Raw genomic sequence first — 24,914 nt, 5'->3', positions numbered from 1 at the left:
CTCACTTTTGTTTTTACTTATTTATATCTGCAAATCCCCAAAGCTCATCTTTAAGTTCAATACTGTCGACAATGATTTTTGAAATGTCAGCAATTATCTTTGCCAGCATCATCTCAGCAGAAAGGTATTCTTCTATATCAGGATTCAAAGAGATTATTTGATAAAGCTGCTGTAAGGAGTACACGTCAGAACTCGTAATTTCCTCACCTTTCAAACGCTTTTGTTCAAGCTCAAATTGTTTCTTTTTAAAATCAGAAATCATTTGTTTTAGTTTTTCATCTTTTTCAACCTTTTCTTTCGCAGCTTTAAATCTTTTAACTTCACTCGACTCCTTTAAAGCATTAGCAAGTTCATATGCAATATCATATACATTTCTCATCTTTTGTTTTGCCACCTCTTATCATTATTTTATTGTGATGATGATTGAGAGTTTGGATTATCATTTGTTCTTATAAGCTCAGAAGCACCAATGAGAGTTCCAAGATTTTTGAATGCATCTGTTGGAATATATACTTTATTTGCCGGATTTTTAGCAATCTCAATTGCAGCTTCAATCTGCCTCATTGCAAGCACTACAGCATCTGTACCACTCTCTTTTATTGCTCTGTTAACATATGCAATAGCATTTGCCTGAGCCTTAGCTACCATCTCTATTGCCTGAGCCTGACCTTCTGCCTGCAAAATCTTTTGCTGTTTCTCACCTTCAGCCCTTTTAATTAGCGCTTGCTTATAACCTTCTGCTTTAGCTATCTCACTTTCTCTTACACCTTCTGCTTCCAAAATCATCGCTCTTTTGTCTCTCTCTGCCTTCATCTGTTTTTCCATTGCCTGAGTAATTTCTGCTGGCGGAATAATATCTTTTATTTCAACCCTTTTAACCTTAACACCATAATTATCTGTTATCTGGTCCAATACAGATGTGAGTCTTGAGTTAATCACTTCTCTTGATGAAAATATTTCGTCAAGTGTCATGTTACCAACAACATCTCTGAGGTTTGTAAGCACTGAATACATAATCGCTGCCTGATAGTTCTGAATGTTGTAAGTACACATCTTTGCGTCAAATACCTCAAAAAACACAACAGAGTCAATCTTTATTCTCACATTATCTTTTGTAATAACATCCTGCGGTGGAACATCAAGAATTCGTTCCTGCATATTGACCTTTGCTCTGACATTATCAATAAACGGAATGATGATGTGAACACCTGGTTCCAAAACCCTGTGAAACTGTCCAATTCTTTCTACAACATAACAATATTTTGTTCGAACAACCTTTATGCTCGAAAAGAAAAATATCAAAAATAAGCCTAATACAAGTACTACCCAGCCAACTGCTGACATTTGTATTTCCCCTCCTTATACCTCATTTTCAATTTTTTCAACAAATATCTTAAGCCCATCTACCTTAATGACCCTGACTTTATCACCTTTTTCAAGCTTTTTTGAACTTGTAATATTGTAAAATATCCCATCTTTTTTTATCTTACCAAAATATCCATCTTCAGATACTTCCTCAACAAAAAATTCATCACCAACAGAAACAAAACTTTTATTTTCTATCCTTGGCATGTTTTGAAGAAACCTTTTTATCTTGGGTTTAGAAATCAAAAAAATACTCACTGCTAGAACAATAAATATCACTACTTCAAGTGCAATATTGTTTATAAATAAATCAATAATAAAAACAGCAAAGGCTGATATATAAATTGGGAATAAAACAAAGCCTATAAATGTGTCAGCAATCAAAAACGCAAGAGCAATCCCAAGCCATATAAAATCATAAACGCTTACATTCAACAAAACTCCCCCTTTTCACTTTTATATTTTTAAAATCTTATAAAAATTATACACCTTTGTGGATTTTAGGTTTACCTTTTCTTGTGTTTTATAAAACTCTTTTACCTCAATCCCCTCATGAGTAACATCTGCTAAAATGAGACCTGCCTCTTCAAACATTTGGACAATAAAAAGCAGTTTTACTACCTTCAAAAATGGGTCTGATTCATATATACCCGAAAAATTGTAAGATATAAACTCACATTCTCTTAACGTCTTATAGACATTAACACACTCTTCATTTATTTGTAACGAAAAATCATTAAATTTGTTATCAAGATCAATCAAATAAGTGTTAATATCTTGATAAAAGTTTTTGACATACTGATAAGAAGGCATATCAAGAGCAACAACCAAATCTGCCTCTTCAATAATGGCATTTAGCTTATCAAGCCTTGTTGCAAAGATATCGTCAAAATACACTTCTTTGAGACTACTTTGATGTTGAATTATTCTACCTTGTTTGTTTAAAAATTCAAAAAATTCACCATCAACATCTTCACCTTTTAAGAATTTTAAAAAGTTAAGAACAATGTGTGGCCAAAAAGCTACAAAGATACACCTTTTCCCTTCTATATCCTGCAAACTACCTATTTTTACATCACACCTCTGAAAGCTTGAGCAGCTATTTCTTACAGCTTTCAAATTATAATATAGATCTTTTACCACTCCAAAACTCACATTTTCACAGATGTCAATAATATTGAACTGATTTTTCCTCGCACTGTTAAAAATATTTTTTTCGAGCTTGCATACAATGTCAACCTTTTTCATTGAAACCAGCTCATCTTCATCTTCCAAGTTAGAAAAGCACACAACATCATATTTGGTTGAGTTGCCAGCAAAAAATTTGTAGTATTTGTTGCCATCACCCATGAACCTAAAATTCTCAACAATAAGATTTTTAATTAAAAAAGTAGGTTCAGGATTCCCAACTCCAAACGGTTCTAAAAGATAAACCTGGTCGATAAGTTCATCATCAATCTCATTTAAAGAGAGTACAAGGTCAACTTCAATTGCTGGTTTGAATATCATAAAATGGTAATCCTGAGCGATTGAGTTTAAAATCTCGTCAAGTTTGTCAACATTGTCAACAGGAAGTGAAAGACCTGCTGCATGTTCATGCCCACCAAACTTGAGCAAAATTTCTGCACAGTTTTTGAGAGCTTCGAATAGGTTAAACCCTTTAATCGACCTTCCTGAACCTTTTAAAATGCCCTCGTCAGCCAGTGTAAGCAAAAGAGAAGGTCTGTAATACTTTTCTGTGATTTTTGAAGAAGCTATCCCAACAACTCCAGCATGCCACGAACTGTTGCTAAGAACAAATATCTTCTTTTTTAAAATACTCTTATCCTTAACAATCAAACCCTGGGCTTCTTTAATTGTCTTTTCCTCTATTTCTTGCCGCTTTCTATTCTCTTCGTCAAGTTTTTTGGCAATACTCTCAGCTTTAATAGCATCTTTTTCTAAAAGAAGTGATACAGCCAAATTTGCATCAGAAATTCGCCCGGCAGCGTTCAATCTCGGACCAATTATGAACGACACATCATAGGGTTTCAACTCCTCTTTTGACGAAAGTCCAGCTACTTCTATGAGTTTTTTAAGACCAACATTTTTTGTATTTTTCAGAATTTTAAGACCAAACTTTGCTAAAACTCTGTTCTCATCAACAAGAGGCATAACATCTGCAATTGTACCAATTGCGACAACATCAAGGTACTCAGATAGTTTAAGATTTATCCCTGAGCTTTTGAGTGCATGTAAAAGCTTAAATGCTACCCCAACACCTGCTAAATCTCTAAAAGGATAAATGCTATCTTTTCTTTTGGGATTTACCACAGCATCAGCATCAGGTAAAACTTCTTTGGGTTCATGATGGTCCGTAATTATAACCGTTTTCCCTTTTTCTTTGAGATACTTTACCTCATTGTGGTTACTGGTACCTGTATCGACAGTGATCAATACATCAAATTTATCTTCCAGTTTCTTTAAAACATCAAGATTAAGTCCATACCCATCTTTAAATCTATTAGGAATATAATAGGTTGTGGGCAAGAAATTTCTCAAGTTTGAATAAAGCAGATATGTACTTGTAACCCCGTCGCAGTCATAATCACCATATATCAATACTCTGCTTTTGTGCAAAATAGCCTGACTTATAATTTTAACTGCCTCTTTCATATCGTTCAAAAGAAAGGGATTGTGAAGATTCTTCAGGGAAGGATTTAAAAACCTCTCTATTTCTTCTCTTTCTTGCACACCCCTATTGTTCAAAACCTTTATAATTTGAGGTTTTATTTTTTTGCCATCAATTTCAATATCTATATTTTCAAGGTTGCTACTATCTTTTAAAATCCATCTTTTCTTCTGAAAAATCATGCTTCAAAAAAGCCCCCTCAGTGCAGAGAATAACTTAGCACAAATTCAGTATATCCAAATCATTATTATGAGCGTTACAAAAAAGGAGGTGGTAGCACCTGCCAGAAGCTGTTTTAAATCATGTCTTTTGAGTACAAGTCTTGACCACATGACAAGAGGAATGAGCAAAGCCAAATAGATCATCTTTATTCCCGCAATAAAGTTTATTGCAACAATCGGGCCGGTTATTCCGCATGCATGACCACTTGCTTTGAATCTCAACACCTTGTTTACAAACGCTAAAATCAAGGCTGAGATAAGATATGATAAATAAAGTCCTATCATGGCCCTTGTTGGTTTTTTCATAAACATTAAACTTATATTTCCAAGCACATACCCAACTATTCCGAACACAAACGCAAGTTTTCTCTCAACCTCTCTTCCCCCGGCCTTAAACTTTGGAAAACTTCTTGCAACAATGTATGCACAAAGGGGAACTATGGTGAAAAAGAATATCGAATTTAGATAGTAGTAGAAATTCCCGTTAAAGTTTTCTTCGCTATTATCAACCCACATGATAGTAAAAACAAGTAGTGCTACCATAGGAACTGTAAAAAGAGTGCTGATAAGATATGCAATTTTTTGTCTCATCATCTTTTCCCCCAAAAAGATTAATTTTTTCCTTGAATTTATTATATATCATAATGAACTCAAAGGCAAAAAAATAAATCCCCTTTCGCTTTTTTAGCAAAAGGGGAAAGAAAACTTTACCTAATTTCACCTTCTCTTTACCCTTGTTTTTCTTACTTTGTTTGAACTAAGCGCTCCTATTAAAAATCCCAACACAGGACCAGTGAGAATTATACACAAGTGGTATTTTGAAACACTAAAATTTTTTTTTAATCACAATGCTTAAGATAAAAAGTATACCTGCAACAAAAAATGAAACCAAAAACGCTGCTACTTTTTTTCTGTTCTGTGACAAAGCTGCTGCCTCATACCCAGAAAATGCTATCCCTACAAACATAGAAAACAGTGTAAGAAAAAGTGCAATCTTGTCTGGCATAGAAAAATACATTACAAAAATTGATATAACAAATATTAGCAAACAAACCATGAACAAAGATTTCACTATGATCCATATATATTGATAAAGGGAAACATTTACATTTTTCCTGTCCATTTGCAGTTTTAAATTTATACAAAACAAGCTCTAATAAACATTATTAAAGCTTTCAAAAAGTTAGAACTACTCTCTTTTAGATTTTAAATGCTTTGAGCTTCTTTGAGTATGATATCAACCTTATCAGTCCTCTCCCATGGAAGGTCCAAATCTTCTCTCCCAAAATGTCCATATGCTGCTACCTGTTTGTAGATAGGACGTCTCAAGTCCAAGTCTCTGATTATTGCAGCAGGTCGCAAATCAAATACTCTCTTTACAATCTCAGCAATCTTCTCATCACTGATTTTACCCGTGCCAAATGTGTCAACCCTGATTGAAAGTGGTCTTGCAACACCTATCGCATAGGATACCTGAACCTCACATTTTTTAGCAAGTCCTGACGCCACAATGTTTTTTGCCACATACCTTGCAGCATATGTTGCCGAGCGGTCAACCTTTGTCGGGTCTTTACCAGAAAAAGCTCCACCGCCGTGGCGTGCATATCCACCATATGTGTCAACAATAATTTTTCTTCCCGTAAGTCCTGAATCGCCTTGAGGTCCACCAATCACAAATCTTCCTGTAGGATTTACAAAAATCTTTGTGTTCTTGTCAAGCATTCCCTCTGGAATAACAGGTTTTATAACATGCTCAATAACATCTGCCTCTATCTGAGCATGTGTAACATCGGGGCTGTGCTGTGTGGATACAACCACCGTGTCAACACGAACAGGTCTGTCATCTTCATACTCAACTGTGACCTGAGTTTTGCCATCTGGACGAAGATAAGGCAGAATACCTTCCTTTCTCACATAAGCAAGTCTTCTTGCAAGCTTGTGTGCAAGATAGATTGGCATTGGCATCAAAACCGGTGTCTCATCGCATGCAAATCCAAACATCATACCCTGATCCCCTGCACCAATTGCCTCTATCTCATCTTCTGTCATTTCACCCAGTTTTGCCTCTAAAGCTTTGTCAACACCCATTGCAATGTCAGGTGACTGTTCGTCAATTGATGTTATAACAGCACATGTGTCAGCATCAAATCCATATTTTGCACGTGTATAGCCAATCTCTCTTATTGTATCCCTTGCTATCTTTGGTATGTCTACATAGCATTTTGTTGTTATCTCACCCATAACCAAAACAAGACCTGTTGTAACTGCAACCTCACATGCAACCCTTGCGTATGGGTCTTTTTCTAATATAGCATCCAACACAGCATCTGAAATCTGGTCACAGATTTTGTCAGGATGACCCTCTGTTACTGATTCGGATGTAAATAGCTTTCTCATTTGCCTTTTACCTCCTTTTAAGTAAAATAAAAACTCTTTGTTTTTTAAAAATACCAAAAAATTTAAAGCCCCTTCTGAAAAGAAGAGGCAAAACTTTCTTTTGTAAAAGTTTTATCCTCATCTCTCAGAAAGCTAAGATATTTTGCTTTCTGACGGAGTTGGCACCATTGCAAAGCCAAAAGCTTTGCCGGTTGCCGGGTTTCATCGGGCCTTTTTCCCTCCACCTCTCTTGATAAGGATAACCTTATCATATTCACCATATTCAATTTTTTAAATTTGCCTCATTAATATTAACAAAACAAAAGAATATTGTCAACCGGAAATGTTATTACATTCAATACTCTTTTAATCTATTTTCAACTTCAGCAATTTTAGAATAATCTCTGTCATTGTGGAGTAAGTAAAGATTATTTTCAATAGCTATCTGGGCTATTATCACATCTACAGTACTTCTAAGATTTATGCCTCTTTTCTTGCACTTAAAGTAGAGCAGCGCTGCTTCTTCATACGATTCTTTCCCTTTTGTCAATTCATAAAATGGTTGAATGCTCAAATATTCCTTCAACAGCTCAAACTCTTTTTCATCTTTAGCACCTTGTAAAATCTCCTGGTAAATTAAATGAGTAATCCCAAATGGTATTTTATTTTTCAATATCCATTCAAACTTTTCTACTTTTTCGTTTGTATTTCCCTTAAAAAAGTCTATCAACACAGAAGTGTCAACTAAAATCATTGCCTTGCCCTCATCCTTTTATAATCATAATCTTCTGCAAACATTATTTTGCCTTTTAAATCTAACAAATTCTTTCGTGTGTGATTTTCTAAGTATTCCCTCAAGGCAATCTCAACTGCTTCTTTTTTTGTTTTTACCCCAGCAATCTCCATCACTTTCTTTAATAAATTTTCATCTATAAAAATATTGGTCCTCATTTTATACACCTCCCTATGTGTATCTTAATACACATAGGAATAATTGTCAATCTCTCACTCTCCCACAATGGTGTTAAGAGTTTGTAGGAAACTTTTGCGCTAAATAATTTTTAGGAAAACATGTAAAATTAGTGTATAACTAATTAAAACAGGTTAGGCAAGACCACCAGCTGACTTTCTATTTTTACTAAATAACTCAATGTTAATATGCAATTGCATTAAATGATTGTTTTTGCGCGACCATTTTATTCTTTCACGAGTTTCAATAAATATTTAAAGGTATACCTGCTATACTTTAAACTTTTCAATCAAATTTCTTATTTGCACCATCGAGCTTGATATTACAGAAATCTGTTTAGATAAATCATTAGCCTGACTCAGATTGTACTCCGTGGAAGATATTATTTTTTCGGAAAATTCGCTTATCTCCGAAATACTATCAGCTATCTCCTTGGTTGCCGAAGTTATTTCTGCTACAGACGCACCTTCTTCTTCAGAATGAGCTGAAAGATTATCGACAAGAAGAAGTTAAGTCCTTGATTCTCTGAATAATGTCAAAAAAACTTCTGAAAGTTCAGTATATTTCTTCTTGTTTTCTTCTACATCACGGTATAGAACTGCTATTTGTTCTTCGAGTTGTTTCGTATATAAATCTACAGCTGAAATTGTTCGGTTTATAACAGCTGTCGATTCTTTGGTCTGCTCGGCTAATTTCCTAATCTCATAAGCAACAACAGCAAATCCCTTCCCAGTTTCTCCTGCCTTTGCAGCCTCAATTGCTGCATTTAATGCCAATAGATTTGTTTGCTCAGCAATCTGCCTAACAAATTTCACAACATCGCCAATGTTTTGGGTTGTTTGTGCCAGTTGCTGTACTCCATCTCTCAACTTGCTGTATTTTTCAACGAGTATTTCGCTCGTTTTTAGTATAGTTTCCACCGCCACTTGACCTAATTCTGATTTCTCTAATAGTGCTTGAAAAATTGAAAGTACAGTAGATGCTAAATCACTGAGACTTTGGACTTGAGCAGCTAATTCCTCAATGTTGGCATTAATTTCTTCAACTGAAGCTGCTACTCGCTGAATATCGGATTGTTGCTTTTCAATTGCTTTAGCGTTTTCAAAAGAATCCTTATTTAGTCTTTCGAAAACTTCCCGTGCATTTTCGAATGTTTTAATAGAACTAATTACCATACTTTTCACACCTGTTATAAGATTTTTGAGAGATTCTATAGTCTCAATTAATTTGTTGTTAATTGTGCCAAATTCATCGTTTGAATGAACAACACTCTTAAAGGTTAGGTCCCCCTGCGCTACTTTCGAAAATGTCCCGGAAATTACAGGTGCTGCTGACAATATCTTTTTATTTAATAGCCACAAAACAAAAGCAAGTAATATGTTCGCAAAAACACTTATTAAGACAAGATTCATCTTTGTGGCATTGTCAATGTTAATTCGAATTGTTATATATTTCAATAAAACTGGACCAACCCAAAGAGAAACAGATAAAACCCCAACTGTTAATTTTGTGGAAATCGAAATCTTGGTCTTTTCGGCATATTTTGTGAATTCCTCCTGAGTTAGAACTTTAGAATATATAAAAAGCAAAAGAGCGATAATATTCATATTTTATAGCTATTGCTCCACTTGCCCTTAATGCAAGTGCATCCTCCGGAAGAGGCTTTATTTTTGATGCAATAATACCTACTAAAGTTGCAGCAAGGATGTTTGCGAAAAAGATAAGAAAAGATAAAAATACAGGCAGGTTGTACCCTGAATCAAGTTCCACTTTTCTTGCACTCAGTCTTGCGATAAAGACAACAGGAATACCTATGAGCAAAACACAGATAATGTATCCCACAAGAATGTTTACAATAGGGTAATTTCCTAAGCCAGCAAAAATATAATATGAAAATAGCAATAGCAGTGGATCAACAACCAAAAGTATGACTAAAGAAATCTTGTTTATTTTAGATGACAAGTTCTTAGCAACTCCCCTCTCAAAAAAGTTTGTTTAAACTGTATTTTGCGAAATTCAAAATCCAAAATTCAATTCCTATTTTTTTCACTTATGTAATAAAGCTTATTGAAATATTTCCATACTTCTTCAATTTGTAATTTGGAGGTTATCCCAACCTTTAATGAATTTTATTAACAAACAACGCAGTATTTATGCATATTTGTCGATAGGGTTTTGTGTAGATCTCTACACGTATTTGTTGAAAAAATTTTTAAATTCCTAAGTGTTATAAATGCATAAGCTATGACTCAGACCTGGATAAGTACTTTCGAGGCTTGCAGCCGTTATCTTTTATGTATTAAAAAATTTTGAAATAATTTATCCTATGAAGGATTTGAGCTTTGCTATATTGCTTTTTTTATTATATCCCAAGCATTCATTGAATTTGTTTTGGCAAATGTCCCATTATATTCTTTTCTGATTTCTTAGCTTCTAACACAACAAAGGTTAATATCGTCACAAAACACCAGTAACCCACAAATACTATCCACCACCTATGATCAAAACATGACATTGCCTTACTCCCCAATAATTTTCACAAGTACTCTCTTTTTTCTTTTTCCATCAAACTCTCCATAAAACACCTGTTCCCACGGACCCAAGTCAAGTTTGCCATTTGTTATAGCAATCACAACTTCTCTTCCCATGATAGTTCTTTTAAGGTGGGCATCTGCATTGTCTTCACCGACGTTGTGGTGGTACTGAGAATAAGGTTTTTCAGGTGCAAGCTTTTCAAGCCAGATTTCAAAATCTTTGTGAAGACCTGGCTCATCGTCGTTTATAAACACACTTGCTGTTATGTGCATGGCATTGCAAAGTAAAAGCCCTTCTTTTATACCACTTTCATCAACACACTTTTGAAGAGTGTCTGTGATGTTTACAAATGCTCTTCTTGTTGGTATTTCAAACCACAGCTCTTTTCTGTATGTTCTCATTTTATCTTTTTCACCTCTTTCTCAAAAACCTGTTTGACTCCCTTGACAGATTTCCAAAGATATTTTACATAATTTTTTTGTAATTATTCAATATCAAATGTGGTATATTTCAATGTATAAATAATTTTATTTGTGGGGGGATTTTAATATGAAAAAGGTCTTTGCAAAAAAGGACATATTTACGCGCTACAGTGGAAATCCAATAATCACAGTATATGATATACCGTATTCAGCAAACGCAGTCTTCAACGCAGGCGCTATAAAGTATAAAAATGAGTACCTACTGCTTTTGAGAGTTGAAGACAGACAGGGGAAATCACATTTAACTGTAGCACGCAGTAGCGATGGTAAAACTAACTGGAAGATTGAAAAGTCACCTCTGATTTATCCCCAACCCACAGTGTTCATATACGAAGAGTTTGGCTGCGAAGATCCACGAATAACCTATATTCCTGAAGATGACTACTACTATATAACCTATACTGCATACTCTCGTTATGGTCCTGCAGTTGCACTTGCAAGAACAAAGAACTTTAAAAAAGTTGAAAAAATGGGATTAATTTATCCTCCCAACAACAAAGATGCAGTTTTGTTTCCTGAAAAAATTAACGGTAGGTACGCCATGCTTCACAGACCTGTTGCAGGGGACATCGAACACATCTGGATTGCATATTCGTCAGATTTAATTCACTGGGGAAACCATGAGGTTGTGCTTGTTGAAAAAGGAGGGCCTTGGTGGGACGGCTTTAAGGTTGGTGCGGGAGCTGTGCCAATAAAAACACCTGAAGGCTGGCTCATTATCTACCATGGTGTTAAGATGATGCCTTCAGGACCAATTTACAGGCTTGGTGCTGCACTTTTGGACTTAGAAAACCCTGCAAAGGTTAAAAAGAGATGTCCTGAGTGGCTGCTATCACCCCAAGAGGTATATGAAAGAATCGGGGATGTAAACAATGTTGTGTTTACCTGTGGAGCAATTGTGGAAGACAACCAAATCTATCTTTACTATGGAGCTGCAGACTCTTGCATTGCTCTTGCTTTTGCTGAGATTGACCAGATTTTGTCTATACTAATTGAAGGGGATTTGCAGGTGAAATAAAAAGGGGCTCTTCAAAATTTTTGTGAAAAGCCCCTTTTATTCTTATTTTTATTTTTAACTTGATTTTTTAACTTTACCTTTTAATGTATTTATTCTTTTTGTATTTGTATGTTATTGTTGTGATTAAATGCAATAAATATAAAACAAATAAAAATATTGCCATCTCATTAAAGGTACTCTTTTTAAGTTAAATAAATCTATAATCCCTAAAACCAAAAAGATAAAAAATACTGGTATATAATATCCTACTAGTTCCCCTCCTACTTTATAACTTTTGATATATTCTCGCACTATAATAATCAATACTACAAATGCTGTAAAAAACCATGCTCCATTCATAAGTTTATCCATCCATTTTTAAAAAACTTATTTACCATAAACTTTCCATCTCACAATTGCCCCACGAACAAAATGATTTTTGATAAATTAGTGAAAGGTGTTTCTCTTTTAATTCTTTTCAAAAAGATGTCACAAAAATTTCCTTTTTTGTTTAGATGAATACTCAAACAAACCTTTACTATAAACTATATGCAGAAATGTTCAACTATTCATAGTCATAAAAAAGCAAAGTAAAATCAGCTGTTTACATTACATTTTTATTAATAGTTTCTTGCAGCAAAAAAATCATTTCATTCTAATAAGTGTTATTGTTATTCAAAACTATAATTTGATTCTGGTGTAAAAAGTCTTTTTTCTTTATGAAAAAGTATAAATATAAAACAGGATTGAATAAATAAACATAAAAATATATGTAGTACAAATTTTTATAGAATTATGTTAGAATCAAAGAAGCAAAAATTACAACAAATGGGGTGTTGTACTTGTTTAGAGAAAATAACAACCATCTCCAACAATCATTATTTGAAAGTGTTAACTTCATGGATTCAAGGATAAAGGCTAAACTTGAGAAATCATGGGCTCCCATATTTTATAAATACGTGTTCTGCAACATCGATGAAAAACCCTTTTCAGTTTTATACAGTGATACAGGAAGGGCTAACTTCCTGGTTAACATACTTCTTTCCTTGGAATACATAAAACACCTTAAAAACTACTCTGATGATGAACTTATCGAAAATTTCAACTTCAATTACCTGATAAATTATGCTGTAGGAATAAGGACCTTAGGAGGTATGAACCTTTCAGAGAAAACCTTGTATGACTTTAGAACAAGGATATACAAATACCTCATAAAACATCCTGAACAAGAGGACTTAATATTCGGGCAGTTTTTAAATCTTACCATGATTTTTGCCAAAGAAGCAGGTATATACATGAAAGAACAGCGGATGGACTCCACCATGTTCATGTCAAACATCAAAAAAGCAGGAAGAGTTGCCCTTGCCTTTGATGTACTTTACAGGGCAGTAAAATCCATTCCTGAAGACAGACTTTCAGAGAACCTAAAAAAAGTTCTCAACCCTGAATTTAGGGCAGAAGTGATACACAAAACCAAGCCTTCAGAAGGCGAAAGCAGGCTGGAAATGCTCTTGAATCTTTGCCAAGAAACAAAAGAAACAATTGAAAACATTTCTGAACTAAAAAACTCCGATGCGTATAGGATCCTTGAAAGATTTTTGTCGGAACAGGCGTACTACGACGAACAAACCAAGAAGCTCAAGGCCAAAGATAGCAAAAGTATACCCAGCGATTCTCTTCAGTCAGCATATGATGAGGATGCTACTTATCGCAAGAAGGGGAACAAAGCTGAAAGCGGATATGTTTTAAACCTTAGCGAAACCTGTGCAAAAGAAAATTCTTTTCAGCTCATAACAGACTATACGGTAGAAAAGAACGTAAAGAGTGATGTAGAGCTTTTAAAAGAGAGACTACCTATTGTAAAACAGAATACAAAATGTCAAGAAGTCTATGTAGACGGTGGTTATTACTCCAAAGAAGTAGTACAAATTGCAAAAGAGAACTGTGTAGAAGTTCATTTTACTGATTTAAACGGTAGGAAGCCTGTTAGGATGTCAGTGAGCGAATATGAAATAGATGAAGAGACGAAAGTGATAAAAAAATGCCCAAGGGGAATAATACCCATCCATGCAAGTGTTAAGAAGGGGCAGACGGTAGCCCATTTTCCAAAAGAAGCCTGTGCAAAGTGTGAATTAAAAAATCAATGTTATTGCAAAGAGCAGAAAAAAGATTATGTGGTGAGGGTAAATCTAAAATCGATAGAAGCAGCCAAACAACGGGAAAAGATAGAATGCAGGTGTGAGGGAAACAAGAGCAAAAGAGCAGCAATAGAAGGTACTAATTCAGCCTTGAAGAGGGGTCATGGTCTTTCGAAACTTCGAGTAAGGGGACTTGTAAAATGTAGAGTAAACGTAGGTTTAAAGGTATTGGCCCAGAATTTTAAGCGTTTTGCAAGATACATGTTGGAGCGAGCTAAAAAAGCTATTGGAGAGAGCCAGGGGGGAAGTGCGCCCGTATTGGTACAATAAATGGTAATAACGTATTATAAAGGTAATACATAAGTTTTTCTCGACAGATTTTAGACTGGATTTTTGTTGTCACAGGTATAAATTACCACAATTTACCTGAATAAATTTTCAAAGTACAGAAAAGCAGATTCTAAAATTGAGTTTTTACACTAGAATCATTTAATATTTTTTGTTTCTTAAAATCTTTACATTAAATACCATTCTACTACTTTGTCGTTTGCTATTAACACTCATTTCTGTTGTTGAAACATAATAAATTAGCTTTCTCCTAACTGAAAGATAAAAATAATTATTTTTTATAGAGCAATCTATAATTATTTGTTAGTTTATCACATTTGAAATTTTGAAAATTCAATTGTAAATGGTTTATCATTAAAACTATATTTTATTTCCAAATTCCTGTTATAACCTAACAGAATAATATTTTTTACACAATGTATTGATTTAGTTTAATATACTTAGATAGATATTTATACATTCTTACAGCATTGTTGCTAAATCACTGGTATATGTTGTTGACTTCATCAATATTAGAGTATATAATAATAGCAACAAAAATTTTTTATAATAACTAAAAATAGAAAGGTATGTGATTGCCAATGTATAACAAGAAACAAGTCTATCTTATTATTCTTACTTTAACTGCAATATTTTGCTTACCATTAATGACCAACATTGTCTTTGCACTATCAAATAAATTAGACACTTATCAAGGAACAGGATTTACTGATGTCGGCAAAGAATCTGTTGACAGTTTTACAATTACAAAAGGTGATTTTTATTGTTATCACAGAATAACTAAATCAACTCGATGGAATACTGGGACATATGCTGAAATGAAATTAACTCCTCTTAAAAAAGAATGGTTGGGATACAAGGCTGTAAGTAATAAAGCTCAAACAATTCAAGTTAGTCCAAATGATACATCATATTATACACTTCCATTTACTGAGCTTTCTGACGGAACTTATAAAATATACTTCCAGTCCACTTATAAAGATAATGTAGATTTTGATGGTATTGTATATGACGATAAGTAATATTAGAAATTTTAGCAGGGGGACCATTATGAAACTTAAAGAAATCTTAAAAAATGCATCTATAGTTATATGTTCTCTTGTTTTGTCAATGTTTTTATGTTATTATATTTTAGATGATATCTGGTTACATTTTTCAATTGAAGCATTTAGCTTTATATTTTTGAGAGTCTTTGTAGCTATTTTACTGTTTTCTCTCTTGCATCTTATATTTAACGGAAAATTATATTATTTCATGTTAGATATTTTATTTATCAGTTATATTGTTTTGGTTATTTCGCTTAGCTTTTTCCGGATAAGCAGATCAGAACATTACATCAACTTTAATTTAAATGAAATAATTAATTATAGTTTATCTCAAATAATTGAAAACTTCATTTTGTATTTGCCAGCTGGTTTTTACCTTTCTTTTAGAATAAAAAATAAACCAAAAATCACAATTTTTATTTTTTTAGTATGGATTATAGTAGTTGAATTGTTACAGTTTTTAACAAAAAGGGGTGTATTTGATATTTTAGACATTATAATTAATTTACTTGGTTATCTTACAGGAATCTTGATATTCAACATACCCCAAATAAAAAACTTTTTTAATAACAAAAAAAGACCAGCTAATTAAAAGCCAGAGGTTTTTAAAAAATTTTGAATATATTTTTTACCGCAGAACAATACTCTTCGCAATATTTCTGAACTTCTTTTTGATATTTTGTTCTTCGTGCCAACAAATTGCCATGATTGAACTACCGAGAGGGTTAAACCAAAATATGCAACTAATTTGTTTTGTAAGCAATCAATTCATCGTTAAAATGATAATATTGACAACAATCTTTTTGGATATTTAATAGTTAAAAGAGGGGCTTTTCAAATTTTTTGTGAAATGCCCCTCTTATCTTTATTTTTATTTTGAACTTGATTTTCTAACTTTACATTTTAATGTATTTATTCTTTTTTGTATTTGTATGTTATTATTGTGTTTAAATATAATAAATATAAAACAAATAAGAATACTGCTATCTCATTAAAAGTACTTTTTTCAAGTCAAATTAATCTATAATTCCCAAAACCAAAAAGATAAAAAATACCGGTAATATAATATTCTACTATTCTTCTCCTACCTTATTATTTTTTGATATATTTCCGCGCTATAATAATCAATACAAAAAACGCTGTAAAAAATCATACTCCATTTATTGGTCTTTTCTAATCAATAATCTCATCAATTGGCGCACCGGGTGGGACAATTGGAAGAGCTTTTTCGTCTTTGTCAATTACAAAGTCAATCACAGTTGGTCTTCCTGCTTCTAACGCCTTTAAAATAGCACTGTCAACCTCATCTGGTGATGTAACTCTGATACCAAGTGCACCGTATGCATCTGCAAGTTTTACAAAATCTGGCGGCCTGTCTAAGGTTGTCTGTGAAAATCTCTTGCCATAGAAAAGGTCCTGCCACTGGCGAACCATTCCTAAAACGCCATTGTTAAGCAGTGCAACTATCACAGGTATATTGTAGTGCACAGCTGTTGCAAGCTCACCACAGTTCATTCTAAAGCTGCCATCACCTGCAATGTCAATGACTACTTTGTCCGGCCTTGCTATCTTTGCTCCAATTGCCGCACCAAAGCCATAGCCCATGGTGCCAAGACCACCAGAGGAAATAAACTGTCTTGGTCTTTGGTATTTGTAAAACTGTGCTGCCCAAATCTGGTTTTGTCCAACCTCTGTTGTGATTATTGCATCGTTGTTTGTAAGAGCAGAAATCCTTTCCACAATATACTGTGGATGAAGTTTTCCATCCTCAGGATAACTTAAAGGATAGTTTTTCTTCCACTCGTAAATCATATCTATCCACTCTGTATTTGTTTTCTTTTGAATATTCTCAATTAATATTTTCAATATCTGTTTCACATCGCCAACAAGTGCAATATCAGTGCTAACGTTTTTGTCAATCTCAGCTGGGTCAATATCAATGTGAATAATCTTTGCATTTGGTGCAAATCTGTCAACCTTGCTTATTACCCTATCTGAAAACCTTGCACCAACAGCAATCAAAAGGTCGCAGTGTGACACTGCATAGTTAGAAGCACGTGTGCCGTGCATCCCAACAAGTCCTGTATAGTTCGGATGCGTTGACGGAAAACCTCCAACACCCATAAGGGTTGTTGCAACAGGTGCGTTTATTTTTTCCACAAATTCAATAAGCTCTTCAGATGCTTCTGATGAAATAACACCGCCACCTGAGCAGATAAAAGGTCTTTGACTTGAATTTATAAGCTCAATTGCCTTTTCAATCTCCTCTTGTGTTGCAAAAACTTTTTTCTTGATTTTCTTTGGCTCTTTTTTTTCATATTCAGCATATGCTGCTGTCACATCTTTGCATACATCAACCAAAACAGGTCCCGGTCTTCCACTTTGCGCGATCTCAAACGCACGTCTGATGGTATCTGCAAGTGTATTGACATCCTTGACAATGAAATTGTGCTTTGTAATAGGCATGGTAATACCTGTAATATCGACCTCTTGGAAAGAATCTTTACCAAGCAAATTAGTTGGCACCTGACCAGTAATTGCCACAACCGGCACAGAGTCCATGTACGCTGTTGCAATACCTGTCACAATGTTTGTTGCACCAGGTCCTGAGGTAGTAAAAACCACACCAACCTTTCCGGATGCTCTTGAATATCCATCTGCAGCGTGGGATGCGTGCTGTTCATGCGATGTTAGATAATGTTTTATTTCATTCTGATGTTTGTAAAGAGCATCATATATATTAAGAGCAGCACCGCCCGGATACCCAAAGATGACATTTACTCCCTGTTCTTTTAAACATTCGATTATAATCTCTGCTCCTGTCAATTTCAAAACCCAACAACCCCCAAATAAGATTTTTTATTCAAGTATAGCACCGGTAGAAGCAGATCTGACAAGCTTTGAGTATCTGTAAAGATACCCTTTTTTTACCTTTGACTCAAATGGTGGAAGGTTTTCAAGCCTTCTTTTTATCTCTTCTTCAGGAACTTCCAAGGTAAGAGTTTTGTTTTCTATGTCAATTGAAATTATATCTCCATCTTGAACCACTGCAATTGGTCCCCTTTCTGCTGCCTCCGGCGATACATGACCAAAACATGCACCTCTTGTCGCCCCAGAAAATCTGCCATCAGTTATCAGTGCAACATCTTCAATTAGCCCAACTCCTGCCAGTGCCGATGTTGGAGATAGCATTTCTCTCATACCAGGTCCGCCCTTTGGCCCTTCATATCTTATAACAATAACATCTCCTTTTTGGATCTTCCCTTTCAAGATTGCCTCAAACACCTCTTCACCGCTCTCAAACACGCGCGCAGGTCCTCTGTGCCTCAATAACTTTGGCGGCACAGCACTTTTTTTGACAACAGCACCATCCGGTGCAAGGTTACCCCTCACAATCACAAGCCCGCCTGTTTCAGAATATGGATTGTCAATTGGTCTTATGACATTGTAATTCTTAACATTTGCATCTTTAATATTCTCACCAACTGTTTTGCCTGTAACTGTCATAAGATGTAACTGGATCAACCCCTTTTTTGACAGCTCATTCATAACAGCCTGAACGCCGCCTGCAAAGTAAAGGTCCTCGATATGATGTTGTCCTGCCGGTGAGAGTTTGCACAGGTTTGGTGTTCTGTCGCTTATAGCGTTTATTATATCAAGGTTTAACTTTATTCCAACTTCATTTGCAATAGCAGGAAGATGCAAGATAGTGTTTGTTGAGCCCCCAAGCGCCATGTCAACTGCTAAGGCATTTTCAAAAGCCTCAGGAGTTAAAATATCAGACGGTTTTATATCCTTTTCAACAAGCTCAACAATCTTCATTCCTGCCATTTTAGCAAGACGAATTCGTGCTGCCATGACAGCTGGAATTGTTCCATTTCCAGGAAGAGCAAGCCCCAAAGCCTCGCTCAAACAGTTCATCGTGTTTGCTGTAAACATCCCAGAGCATGAACCACAGCCAGGACATGCATTTTCTTCTAAGGCATATAAATCTTCTTCAGAAATCTTGCCTGCAGAGTATGCACCCACACCTTCAAATACAGAGTTAAGGTCACACACCTTATCACCAATCTTTCCTGCAAGCATAGGTCCACCGCTTACTAAAATAGCTGGAATATTTACCCTTGCTGCTGCCATGAGCATTCCAGGGACGATTTTGTCGCAGTTTGGAATCAAGACCATGCCGTCAAACTGATGTGCCATCACCATTGCCTCGATTGAATCTGCAATGAGCTCTCTTGTGATGAGCGAATATTTCATGCCAATGTGACCCATTGCAATACCATCACACACACCGATGACGTTAAACTCCATTGGAGTTGCGCCGGCAAGCCTGATACCTGCTTTCACTGCCTCTGCAATCCTATCAAGATGAATGTGCCCGGGGACAACTTCATTCCATGAATTTACAACTGCAATAAGTGGTCTTCTTATCTCTTCATCAGTGTATCCCATTGCTTTGAAAAGCGAACGCTGAGGAGCCTTTTCAAATCCTTTCTTGACAATATCACTTCTCATCTTTTCTTTCATCTCCTTACTCATATATATCAACACCATCTATCTGAGTAAGCTTTTTGAACTCTTCCATAAGCTTCTTTGTGATAGGTCCAACCTCTCCATTTCCAATTTTTCTACCGTCAACTTCAGTCACAGCAATAACCTCTGCTGCAGTTCCTGTAAAGAAGCACTCATCAGCATTGTAAAGGTTGTAGAGTGTAAATATCTTTTCATACACAGGTATTCCCAAATCTTTTGCCAAAGCCATAACAGTTCTTCTTGTAATTCCATCCAAAGCACCAAGGTAAACAGGTGGTGTAATAAGCTCACCATCTTTTACAATGAAGATATTGTCGCCAGTGCACTCTGTTACATAACCATCTTGGGTAAGCATTATAGCCTCAGGCACACCTGCTCTGTTTGCTTCAATCTTTGCTAAGATATTGTTTAAGTAATTTAGCGACTTTATCTGTGGGTCTACACACTGAGGACTATTTCTTCTTGTTGATGCAGTTATTACCTTCATCCCTTTTTCATACATTTCTTGTGGATATAAAACAATTGAATCAGCAATTATTACAATTGTCGGTTTTGGACACTTTGTTGGAGAAAGACCTAAATCACCCACCCCTCGCGACACAACAAGCCTGATATATCCTTCCCTGATATTGTTTATCCTGCAAGTTTTCTTTAGAGCTTCGATCATCTCTTCTTTTGAGATTGGAATTTCCATATAGATTGCTTTTGCTGCCTGATAAAGCCTGTCCACATGTTCTTTGCATTTAAAAATCTTGCCGTTATAGACCCTTATACCTTCAAATACTCCATCTCCATACAAAAAACCATGATCAAACACTGAAATTTTGGCTTCTGACTTCTTGTAAAATTCTCCATCGATATATATTAGTTTTTCCTCCATCTGAAGCATTTCCCCCTATGTGTATATTATTTTGAAATGAGCAAAAAAGGATTAATTATTTATTGTATTATACTTAAAAAGCTTTGTCGACATGTTTTTTATAAAACTGTCTGGTTTTTAAAATGATTTTTTCGCCTATAACTAATTAAATGATACATAAATAATCATTTTTTATACATTATACTTGAGCAAAAGAAAAATTACAATAACAAAAAAGGACCTTTTTAAAAGGTCCTTTTTGAAAGTTGATAAAATAGCCTATTGAACACTTTCTAAGATTTTGCACATCCATTCATATGCCTTGACAACCTCATCCAAAACAGCATACTCAGATGTTGTGTGAGGGTTATAATACCCAACAGAAAGACAAAAACTGCTAATTCCAAACCTGTCTGCAATAAACCTTATATCAGCAACATGAGGACTTTTTTCCCTTTTTGCAGGAATTCCTAAGGATTTTCCTATCTCAATCACTTTGTCAACACATTCATTTTTAAAACATACATCCTTCCCACCATAGCTGCAGACAACATCCCCAAACCCTCTTCTGTCAAGACCAATCACAAGGTTTACTCCTTTGAAAAATTCTGGATGATTCTCAATAAAGAACTTCACACCCTGATGTTCATCTTCACAAGATGTAGTAAAAAGAAACTTGAATTGATAATCAGTAAACCTCAAAAGAGCTAAGATTATAGCAATACCACACCTGTCATCAGCACCTATAGGACGTATTCCATTTCCTTTTATTTTGTCTGTTTTCTCATCATAAATTACCTCAAACAACCAATTTTTACCCAAATATTCTGCCCCATATGAATCAAGATGGGCATTCAAAAGCACTTTGGGGTTTTTTCCTCTTTCACCAAAGAGATTGTTTTTAACATCATCGTCGTAAAAGATGAGCATCTCAGAAAGTTCATTTTCAACAAACTCTTTTAACTCCTCTTCCTTACCCGGATATGACTCTAAAGCACACATCTTCAAAAGAATTGACCTTATATAATCCTTTACCCCTCTGACATGATTAAAACCTTCTTACCAAGAATTATTTTTCTATTTTTATTATATCACTTTTTAAATAGAAAAATAAACCTGGCCGTAAAAAACTCAAAGCCATGGAACAGGCCTTCCATGGCTTTGCTGCTGGAGAACTTACAGCGAATTTGTCCATTTGCCGCACCTGTCACCCCACATTGCAATGACCTTGCCTTCCATTGACACTTTCACAACCTCGCACCTGTTCGAACAACCCTTGCATTCAAAAGATGATGTTGAAAAGTCAATATCAGCAGCGTCAAACCCCCTGAAATTTGTTTTTGCATTTGTCTTTTCAATGTAATCTTTTGCTAAAATGGCGCTACCTATTGCCCCCATCACATTGAAATGTTCAGGTACAATAACCTCACTTTGCAGTTCTCTTTCAAAAGCTGCCCTTATACCCTTGTTTGCTGCAACACCACCTTGAAAAACAAATGGCGGTTCTAAATTCTTGCCTCTTCCGACATTGTTCAAATAATTTCTCACAAGAGCATCGCAAAGCCCTCTTATTATCTCAGCTTTTGAAAAGCCAAACTGCTGCTTTGCAATCATGTCAGACTCTGCAAACACTGTGCATCTTCCCGCAATTCGAACTGGCCGTGTAGCAGAAAGTGCCAAATCACCAAACTGCTCAATAGGAATTTTGAGTCTTTCTGCCTGATGGTCCAGAAACGAACCTGTGCCTGCAGCGCATACAGTGTTCATTGCAAAATCTACAACCATCTGGTCTTTTATAATTATTATTTTAGAGTCCTGACCGCCTATCTCAAAAATAGTTCTCACATCTGGCACAAAATGAATTGTCGCTGTTGCATGGGCTGTAATTTCGTTCTTCACAACGTCAGCACCCAAGATAGCACCTGCAAGCTGTCTTCCCGACCCAGTTGTACCTACTCCTAAAACCTCTACATCTCCAAGAGTCTCTTTTAACTGCTTTACACCTTCTTTGACAGAATCTATAGGCTGTCCGTTTGTCCTTATATACGTCTTAAAAAGGACATTTACATTTCTATCAATGGCAACAACGTTAGTTGAAACAGAACCCACGTCAACCCCTATGTAGATTTCCTTCATACCATTACAACCCTTTCTTCCTCAACATGTTCTTGTACATTGTCAATAAAGACCTCTTTTGTCTTCCCTTTTTTCCTATTTTTCAAAAGATCAATAAAAGCTTCTATTCTGGTGAGCATATTTGCCTTCCCTGTTTGCTCATCTATTGGAAGCGATAGAATTGGAATGTCAACTTCTTTTGATATCTTTGGAATTAAACTCTGGGTTACAAGTTCTGGCAAACATGCAAAGGGCATAAGATGAACAATCCCATCAAAACCTCTCTCTTTAAAGTCTATAATATGGCCCACTGTTTCAACCGCATGACCACCAATCAAAATCTTGATATATCTTTGGCCCTTTTTTATAATCTCTTTAAACCTCTTGGGTCTTAAAATCCATGGGACCAGATTGTCATTTATCCACTCAAAAAGATACAAGCTCCTCTCAACTTCAACTCCAAGATTGCCCAAAATCTCTTCTATCCCGAAGTTGATAGAACTTTCCATAACAACATAAATTTCTCCCACAATTCCAACTCTTATTCTGTCTTTTTCTTCAACTTTTCTTGTCGGAATACTAAGAAGCATTTGCTTGCATTCTTCATAAACTCTGTACAGTTCTTTTCTTGTCTTTATTTTGTCAAACTTTTCTTGGATTTGATTCCAAACCTGAGTCGTTTGCCCTTTGTTGATTTCATATGGTCTTATTTTTTGAACCATTTTCTCAAGCTCATCAAGTTTCTGGACAAATCTGTATAACGTGTACATCCTGTTTATGACCTTATGCCATGGAACTCCATTTCGGATTTTTTGAACGTTCCTGAAAAATGCCCTCCAGTTATCCTGTGGAGCATCGAAAATTATAAGCTCAACATCGTCATAGCCAAGAGATTTCAATATATTTCTGTGAGTGTCGCCATAAAACCCTGCTCTGCACGGACCATGACCACCAGATGTGACAAGCACCTTTGCTCCCTTTTCAATTGCTTCTAAATACGTGCCCATGACCATTTTAAGAGGAATGCAAGCAAACTCTGGTGAGTATTTGACACCAAGGTCCATGGTCCTCTGTGTTGGTTTTGGTGGCATTATCACTTCATGTTCCAAAAACTCAAAAAGCTTTTTGTATACTATTGCAGAACCCATGTATGGAAAAGATACTTTCATTTTTACAATACCTCCGACAATTTTGCCCACTTTTTTCGCCTGAGCATGTCAACAAAAGCTTCTATTCTTGTGATCATATGCCCTTCGCCTGTGTGTTCATCCACTCTTAAAGTGGTAAAAGGCTTTCCAGCAACATCGCTTTCGTACTGCAAAAATCTTCCAACAATTGCATCAGGTCCACATCCGAAAGCAGTTACATGGATTACACCATCCACCTCTGGATCTTTTAGATAATGAAGACCTGCGCCAAGTACCCTGTTTGAAAACGTCCAGAAAAGCCTTTTCCTGTAGTGTTTTAAATTGTTATATGCAACCTCTTGGGGTACCATCTCAAACGTTTTTATATTTACACCTAAGGCTTCAAGTTTTTTTATAACATCCATGCTTATGAAAGAATCATACACGTCATATACATATCCTAAAACAGCAATTGTTATATCACCATCTTTTTTTACCTTTTTTAAATTCTCTTCCCATATACCTCTTCTGTAACTATCAAGTGCTTTGTCACACGAAAGCCCTTTGTTCATAAGGTTTTTAAATCTTTTAAAAACCTCTTCTGCCTTTCTCATAGCAAGTCTTATTTCCCTGTGAGAAAACCCAAACATCTCTGTCAACATTTCATAAATCTTTGGCGAGCTTATATTCTCGTTGTTTTTTTCATTTATTATGGGTGAGATAACTCTTCCTTTACTTTCTTCTACCGTTCCCTCAATTATGTCTGGAAGCCCCATAAACTTTGGACAAAAATATTCCGGCTTTTTTATCCTCGCAAACCTTGGAACAAAGACATAATCAGCTACATTCAGCCCCTCAATAACATGTCCTGTAAATATTTTGATAGGCGCACAAATGTCAGCAACAGCCGCCTTTGAACCTTTATCAAGAATACCCTTGGTTGTTGGTCCTGTGTCCACAACCTCAAACCCGAGCTCTTTGAAAAATGTATCCCATAAAGGGAAATAGTAATAATATAAAAGCGAATGTGGAATCGCAATTTTCATACTATTTAAGTCTCCTTCTTTCCCATTTTACCTTCCCTTACTATTATAGCACAATTAAAAGATTATAGTATTATAAAAAAAG

General features: G+C 35.4%; 25 protein-coding genes and 1 riboswitch. Of the genes, 4 read left to right on the top strand and 21 right to left on the bottom strand.

Annotation, left to right across the window (positions count from 1 at the left end; genetic code table 11):
* Positions 1-13: 13 nt before the first annotated feature.
* The 13 genes from COB47_RS03155 to COB47_RS03100 all read right to left on the bottom strand — a co-directional run bounded on the left by COB47_RS03155 (position 14) and on the right by COB47_RS03100 (position 10,539).
* A complete protein-coding gene (locus tag COB47_RS03155) occupies positions 14-379 on the bottom strand; it encodes a YlbF family regulator (RefSeq protein ID WP_013289960.1) in 366 nt (121 codons plus the stop codon).
* A gap of 29 nt (positions 380-408) precedes the next feature.
* The gene (locus tag COB47_RS03150) at positions 409-1,344 is read right to left on the bottom strand and encodes an SPFH domain-containing protein (RefSeq protein ID WP_013289959.1); all 936 of its coding nucleotides are present in this window, start codon (positions 1,342-1,344) and stop codon (positions 409-411) included.
* 15 nt (positions 1,345-1,359) lie between these two features.
* Positions 1,360-1,800 (bottom strand): NfeD family protein, encoded by a 441-nt coding sequence (locus tag COB47_RS03145; protein WP_013289958.1) that lies wholly within the window; start codon positions 1,798-1,800, stop codon positions 1,360-1,362.
* 21 nt (positions 1,801-1,821) lie between these two features.
* Positions 1,822-4,218, bottom strand: coding sequence for a single-stranded-DNA-specific exonuclease RecJ (gene recJ / locus COB47_RS03140; RefSeq protein WP_013289957.1), 2,397 nt, complete (start codon positions 4,216-4,218; stop codon positions 1,822-1,824).
* A 45-nt stretch (positions 4,219-4,263) separates the two neighbouring features.
* Positions 4,264-4,848 carry a hypothetical protein gene (locus COB47_RS03135; protein ID WP_041742385.1) on the bottom strand — a complete coding sequence of 195 codons (585 nt, stop codon included), beginning with the start codon at positions 4,846-4,848 and terminating at the stop codon, positions 4,264-4,266.
* A 235-nt stretch (positions 4,849-5,083) separates the two neighbouring features.
* Entirely contained in the window at positions 5,084-5,314 is a 231-nt protein-coding gene (locus COB47_RS12520) for a hypothetical protein (protein ID WP_237698991.1), read from the bottom strand.
* A gap of 149 nt (positions 5,315-5,463) precedes the next feature.
* Complete coding sequence (gene metK, locus COB47_RS03125) at positions 5,464-6,654, bottom strand: methionine adenosyltransferase (protein ID WP_013289954.1); 1,191 nt, start codon at positions 6,652-6,654, stop codon at positions 5,464-5,466.
* Positions 6,655-6,768: 114 nt separating this feature from the next.
* Positions 6,769-6,893: riboswitch (SAM riboswitch) on the bottom strand.
* Between the two features lie 95 nt (positions 6,894-6,988).
* Positions 6,989-7,387, bottom strand: a complete 399-nt coding sequence (gene vapC / locus COB47_RS03115; protein ID WP_013289953.1) for a type II toxin-antitoxin system VapC family toxin — start codon at positions 7,385-7,387, stop codon at positions 6,989-6,991.
* The gene (locus COB47_RS03110; RefSeq protein ID WP_013289952.1) at positions 7,384-7,584 is read right to left on the bottom strand and encodes a type II toxin-antitoxin system VapB family antitoxin; all 201 of its coding nucleotides are present in this window, start codon (positions 7,582-7,584) and stop codon (positions 7,384-7,386) included. Before COB47_RS03110 ends, vapC begins: the two co-directional genes overlap by 4 nt.
* A gap of 528 nt (positions 7,585-8,112) precedes the next feature.
* Entirely contained in the window at positions 8,113-9,210 is a 1,098-nt protein-coding gene (locus COB47_RS12515; protein ID WP_237698990.1) for a methyl-accepting chemotaxis protein, read from the bottom strand.
* Complete coding sequence (locus COB47_RS12510; protein ID WP_237698989.1) at positions 9,173-9,565, bottom strand: hypothetical protein; 393 nt, start codon at positions 9,563-9,565, stop codon at positions 9,173-9,175. Before COB47_RS12510 ends, COB47_RS12515 begins: the two co-directional genes overlap by 38 nt.
* Before the next feature lie 415 nt (positions 9,566-9,980).
* The gene (locus COB47_RS12200; protein WP_013289951.1) at positions 9,981-10,118 is read right to left on the bottom strand and encodes a hypothetical protein; all 138 of its coding nucleotides are present in this window, start codon (positions 10,116-10,118) and stop codon (positions 9,981-9,983) included.
* 4 nt (positions 10,119-10,122) lie between these two features.
* Positions 10,123-10,539: a secondary thiamine-phosphate synthase enzyme YjbQ gene (locus COB47_RS03100; RefSeq protein ID WP_013289950.1), complete on the bottom strand. Its 417-nt coding sequence runs from the start codon at positions 10,537-10,539 to the stop codon at positions 10,123-10,125.
* Positions 10,540-10,687: 148 nt separating this feature from the next.
* Between COB47_RS03100 and COB47_RS03095 the strand changes: the two genes are divergently transcribed.
* The 4 genes from COB47_RS03095 to COB47_RS03075 all read left to right on the top strand — a co-directional run bounded on the left by COB47_RS03095 (position 10,688) and on the right by COB47_RS03075 (position 15,741).
* On the top strand, positions 10,688-11,638 hold the full coding sequence (locus COB47_RS03095) for a glycoside hydrolase family 130 protein (protein ID WP_013289949.1): 951 nt from the start codon (positions 10,688-10,690) through the stop codon (positions 11,636-11,638).
* Positions 11,639-12,516: 878 nt separating this feature from the next.
* Entirely contained in the window at positions 12,517-14,085 is a 1,569-nt protein-coding gene (locus tag COB47_RS03085; RefSeq protein ID WP_237698988.1) for a transposase, read from the top strand.
* A 665-nt stretch (positions 14,086-14,750) separates the two neighbouring features.
* Complete coding sequence (locus COB47_RS03080; protein WP_237698987.1) at positions 14,751-15,125, top strand: hypothetical protein; 375 nt, start codon at positions 14,751-14,753, stop codon at positions 15,123-15,125.
* Between the two features lie 28 nt (positions 15,126-15,153).
* The gene (locus tag COB47_RS03075) at positions 15,154-15,741 is read left to right on the top strand and encodes a VanZ family protein (RefSeq protein ID WP_013289945.1); all 588 of its coding nucleotides are present in this window, start codon (positions 15,154-15,156) and stop codon (positions 15,739-15,741) included.
* On the opposite strand, the gene COB47_RS12960 is transcribed toward COB47_RS03075, so the two are convergent.
* The 8 genes from COB47_RS12960 to COB47_RS03040 form a co-directional block, all read right to left on the bottom strand.
* A complete protein-coding gene (locus COB47_RS12960) occupies positions 15,738-15,917 on the bottom strand; it encodes a transposase (protein WP_083771548.1) in 180 nt (59 codons plus the stop codon). The two genes, COB47_RS03075 and COB47_RS12960, sit on opposite strands and share 4 nt — an antisense overlap.
* A 405-nt stretch (positions 15,918-16,322) precedes the next feature.
* Positions 16,323-17,981, bottom strand: coding sequence for a biosynthetic-type acetolactate synthase large subunit (gene ilvB, locus COB47_RS03070; protein WP_013289944.1), 1,659 nt, complete (start codon positions 17,979-17,981; stop codon positions 16,323-16,325).
* 27 nt (positions 17,982-18,008) lie between these two features.
* Positions 18,009-19,667: a dihydroxy-acid dehydratase gene (gene ilvD / locus COB47_RS03065; RefSeq protein ID WP_013289943.1), complete on the bottom strand. Its 1,659-nt coding sequence runs from the start codon at positions 19,665-19,667 to the stop codon at positions 18,009-18,011.
* 16 nt (positions 19,668-19,683) lie between these two features.
* Positions 19,684-20,565 carry a branched-chain-amino-acid transaminase gene (ilvE, locus tag COB47_RS03060; protein ID WP_013289942.1) on the bottom strand — a complete coding sequence of 294 codons (882 nt, stop codon included), beginning with the start codon at positions 20,563-20,565 and terminating at the stop codon, positions 19,684-19,686.
* A gap of 258 nt (positions 20,566-20,823) precedes the next feature.
* Positions 20,824-21,546 (bottom strand): M28 family peptidase, encoded by a 723-nt coding sequence (locus COB47_RS03055; protein WP_013289941.1) that lies wholly within the window; start codon positions 21,544-21,546, stop codon positions 20,824-20,826.
* Between the two features lie 174 nt (positions 21,547-21,720).
* On the bottom strand, positions 21,721-22,680 hold the full coding sequence (locus tag COB47_RS03050; protein ID WP_013289940.1) for an acyl-CoA dehydratase activase: 960 nt from the start codon (positions 22,678-22,680) through the stop codon (positions 21,721-21,723).
* Entirely contained in the window at positions 22,677-23,828 is a 1,152-nt protein-coding gene (locus COB47_RS03045; protein ID WP_013289939.1) for a 2-hydroxyacyl-CoA dehydratase, read from the bottom strand. Before COB47_RS03045 ends, COB47_RS03050 begins: the two co-directional genes overlap by 4 nt.
* Before the next feature lie 2 nt (positions 23,829-23,830).
* Entirely contained in the window at positions 23,831-24,832 is a 1,002-nt protein-coding gene (locus COB47_RS03040) for an acyl-CoA dehydratase activase-related protein (RefSeq protein ID WP_013289938.1), read from the bottom strand.
* Positions 24,833-24,914: the final 82 nt, after the last annotated feature.

It is taken from the genome of Caldicellulosiruptor obsidiansis OB47 (assembly GCF_000145215.1).
GTDB lineage: Bacteria > Bacillota > Thermoanaerobacteria > Caldicellulosiruptorales > Caldicellulosiruptoraceae > Caldicellulosiruptor > Caldicellulosiruptor obsidiansis.
This window is presented reverse-complemented; position numbering and strand designations above follow the sequence as displayed.

Excerpts from the sequence above, each read along its gene's own strand:
- COB47_RS03100 (WP_013289950.1), bottom strand. The coding sequence starts at position 10,539 with ATGAGAACATACAGAAAAGAGCTGTGGTTTGAAATACCAACAAGAAGA.
- COB47_RS03085 (WP_237698988.1), top strand. The coding sequence starts at position 12,517 with ATGGATTCAAGGATAAAGGCTAAACTTGAGAAATCATGGGCTCCCATA.
- COB47_RS12200 (WP_013289951.1), bottom strand. The coding sequence starts at position 10,118 with ATGTCATGTTTTGATCATAGGTGGTGGATAGTATTTGTGGGTTACTGG.
- COB47_RS03045 (WP_013289939.1), bottom strand. The coding sequence starts at position 23,828 with ATGAAAGTATCTTTTCCATACATGGGTTCTGCAATAGTATACAAAAAG.
- COB47_RS03050 (WP_013289940.1), bottom strand. The coding sequence starts at position 22,680 with ATGAAGGAAATCTACATAGGGGTTGACGTGGGTTCTGTTTCAACTAAC.
- COB47_RS03080 (WP_237698987.1), top strand. The coding sequence starts at position 14,751 with ATGACCAACATTGTCTTTGCACTATCAAATAAATTAGACACTTATCAA.
- COB47_RS03110 (WP_013289952.1), bottom strand. The coding sequence starts at position 7,584 with ATGAGGACCAATATTTTTATAGATGAAAATTTATTAAAGAAAGTGATG.
- COB47_RS03095 (WP_013289949.1), top strand. The coding sequence starts at position 10,688 with ATGAAAAAGGTCTTTGCAAAAAAGGACATATTTACGCGCTACAGTGGA.
- COB47_RS03040 (WP_013289938.1), bottom strand. The coding sequence starts at position 24,832 with ATGAAAATTGCGATTCCACATTCGCTTTTATATTATTACTATTTCCCT.
- COB47_RS12520 (WP_237698991.1), bottom strand. The coding sequence starts at position 5,314 with ATGGTTTGTTTGCTAATATTTGTTATATCAATTTTTGTAATGTATTTT.
- COB47_RS03135 (WP_041742385.1), bottom strand. The coding sequence starts at position 4,848 with ATGAGACAAAAAATTGCATATCTTATCAGCACTCTTTTTACAGTTCCT.
- metK (WP_013289954.1), bottom strand. The coding sequence starts at position 6,654 with ATGAGAAAGCTATTTACATCCGAATCAGTAACAGAGGGTCATCCTGAC.
- COB47_RS03155 (WP_013289960.1), bottom strand. The coding sequence starts at position 379 with ATGAGAAATGTATATGATATTGCATATGAACTTGCTAATGCTTTAAAG.
- recJ (WP_013289957.1), bottom strand. The coding sequence starts at position 4,218 with ATGATTTTTCAGAAGAAAAGATGGATTTTAAAAGATAGTAGCAACCTT.
- COB47_RS03075 (WP_013289945.1), top strand. The coding sequence starts at position 15,154 with ATGAAACTTAAAGAAATCTTAAAAAATGCATCTATAGTTATATGTTCT.
- ilvD (WP_013289943.1), bottom strand. The coding sequence starts at position 19,667 with ATGAGAAGTGATATTGTCAAGAAAGGATTTGAAAAGGCTCCTCAGCGT.
- COB47_RS03055 (WP_013289941.1), bottom strand. The coding sequence starts at position 21,546 with ATGTGTGCTTTAGAGTCATATCCGGGTAAGGAAGAGGAGTTAAAAGAG.
- COB47_RS03150 (WP_013289959.1), bottom strand. The coding sequence starts at position 1,344 with ATGTCAGCAGTTGGCTGGGTAGTACTTGTATTAGGCTTATTTTTGATA.
- vapC (WP_013289953.1), bottom strand. The coding sequence starts at position 7,387 with ATGATTTTAGTTGACACTTCTGTGTTGATAGACTTTTTTAAGGGAAAT.
- ilvE (WP_013289942.1), bottom strand. The coding sequence starts at position 20,565 with ATGGAGGAAAAACTAATATATATCGATGGAGAATTTTACAAGAAGTCA.
- COB47_RS12515 (WP_237698990.1), bottom strand. The coding sequence starts at position 9,210 with ATGAATATTATCGCTCTTTTGCTTTTTATATATTCTAAAGTTCTAACT.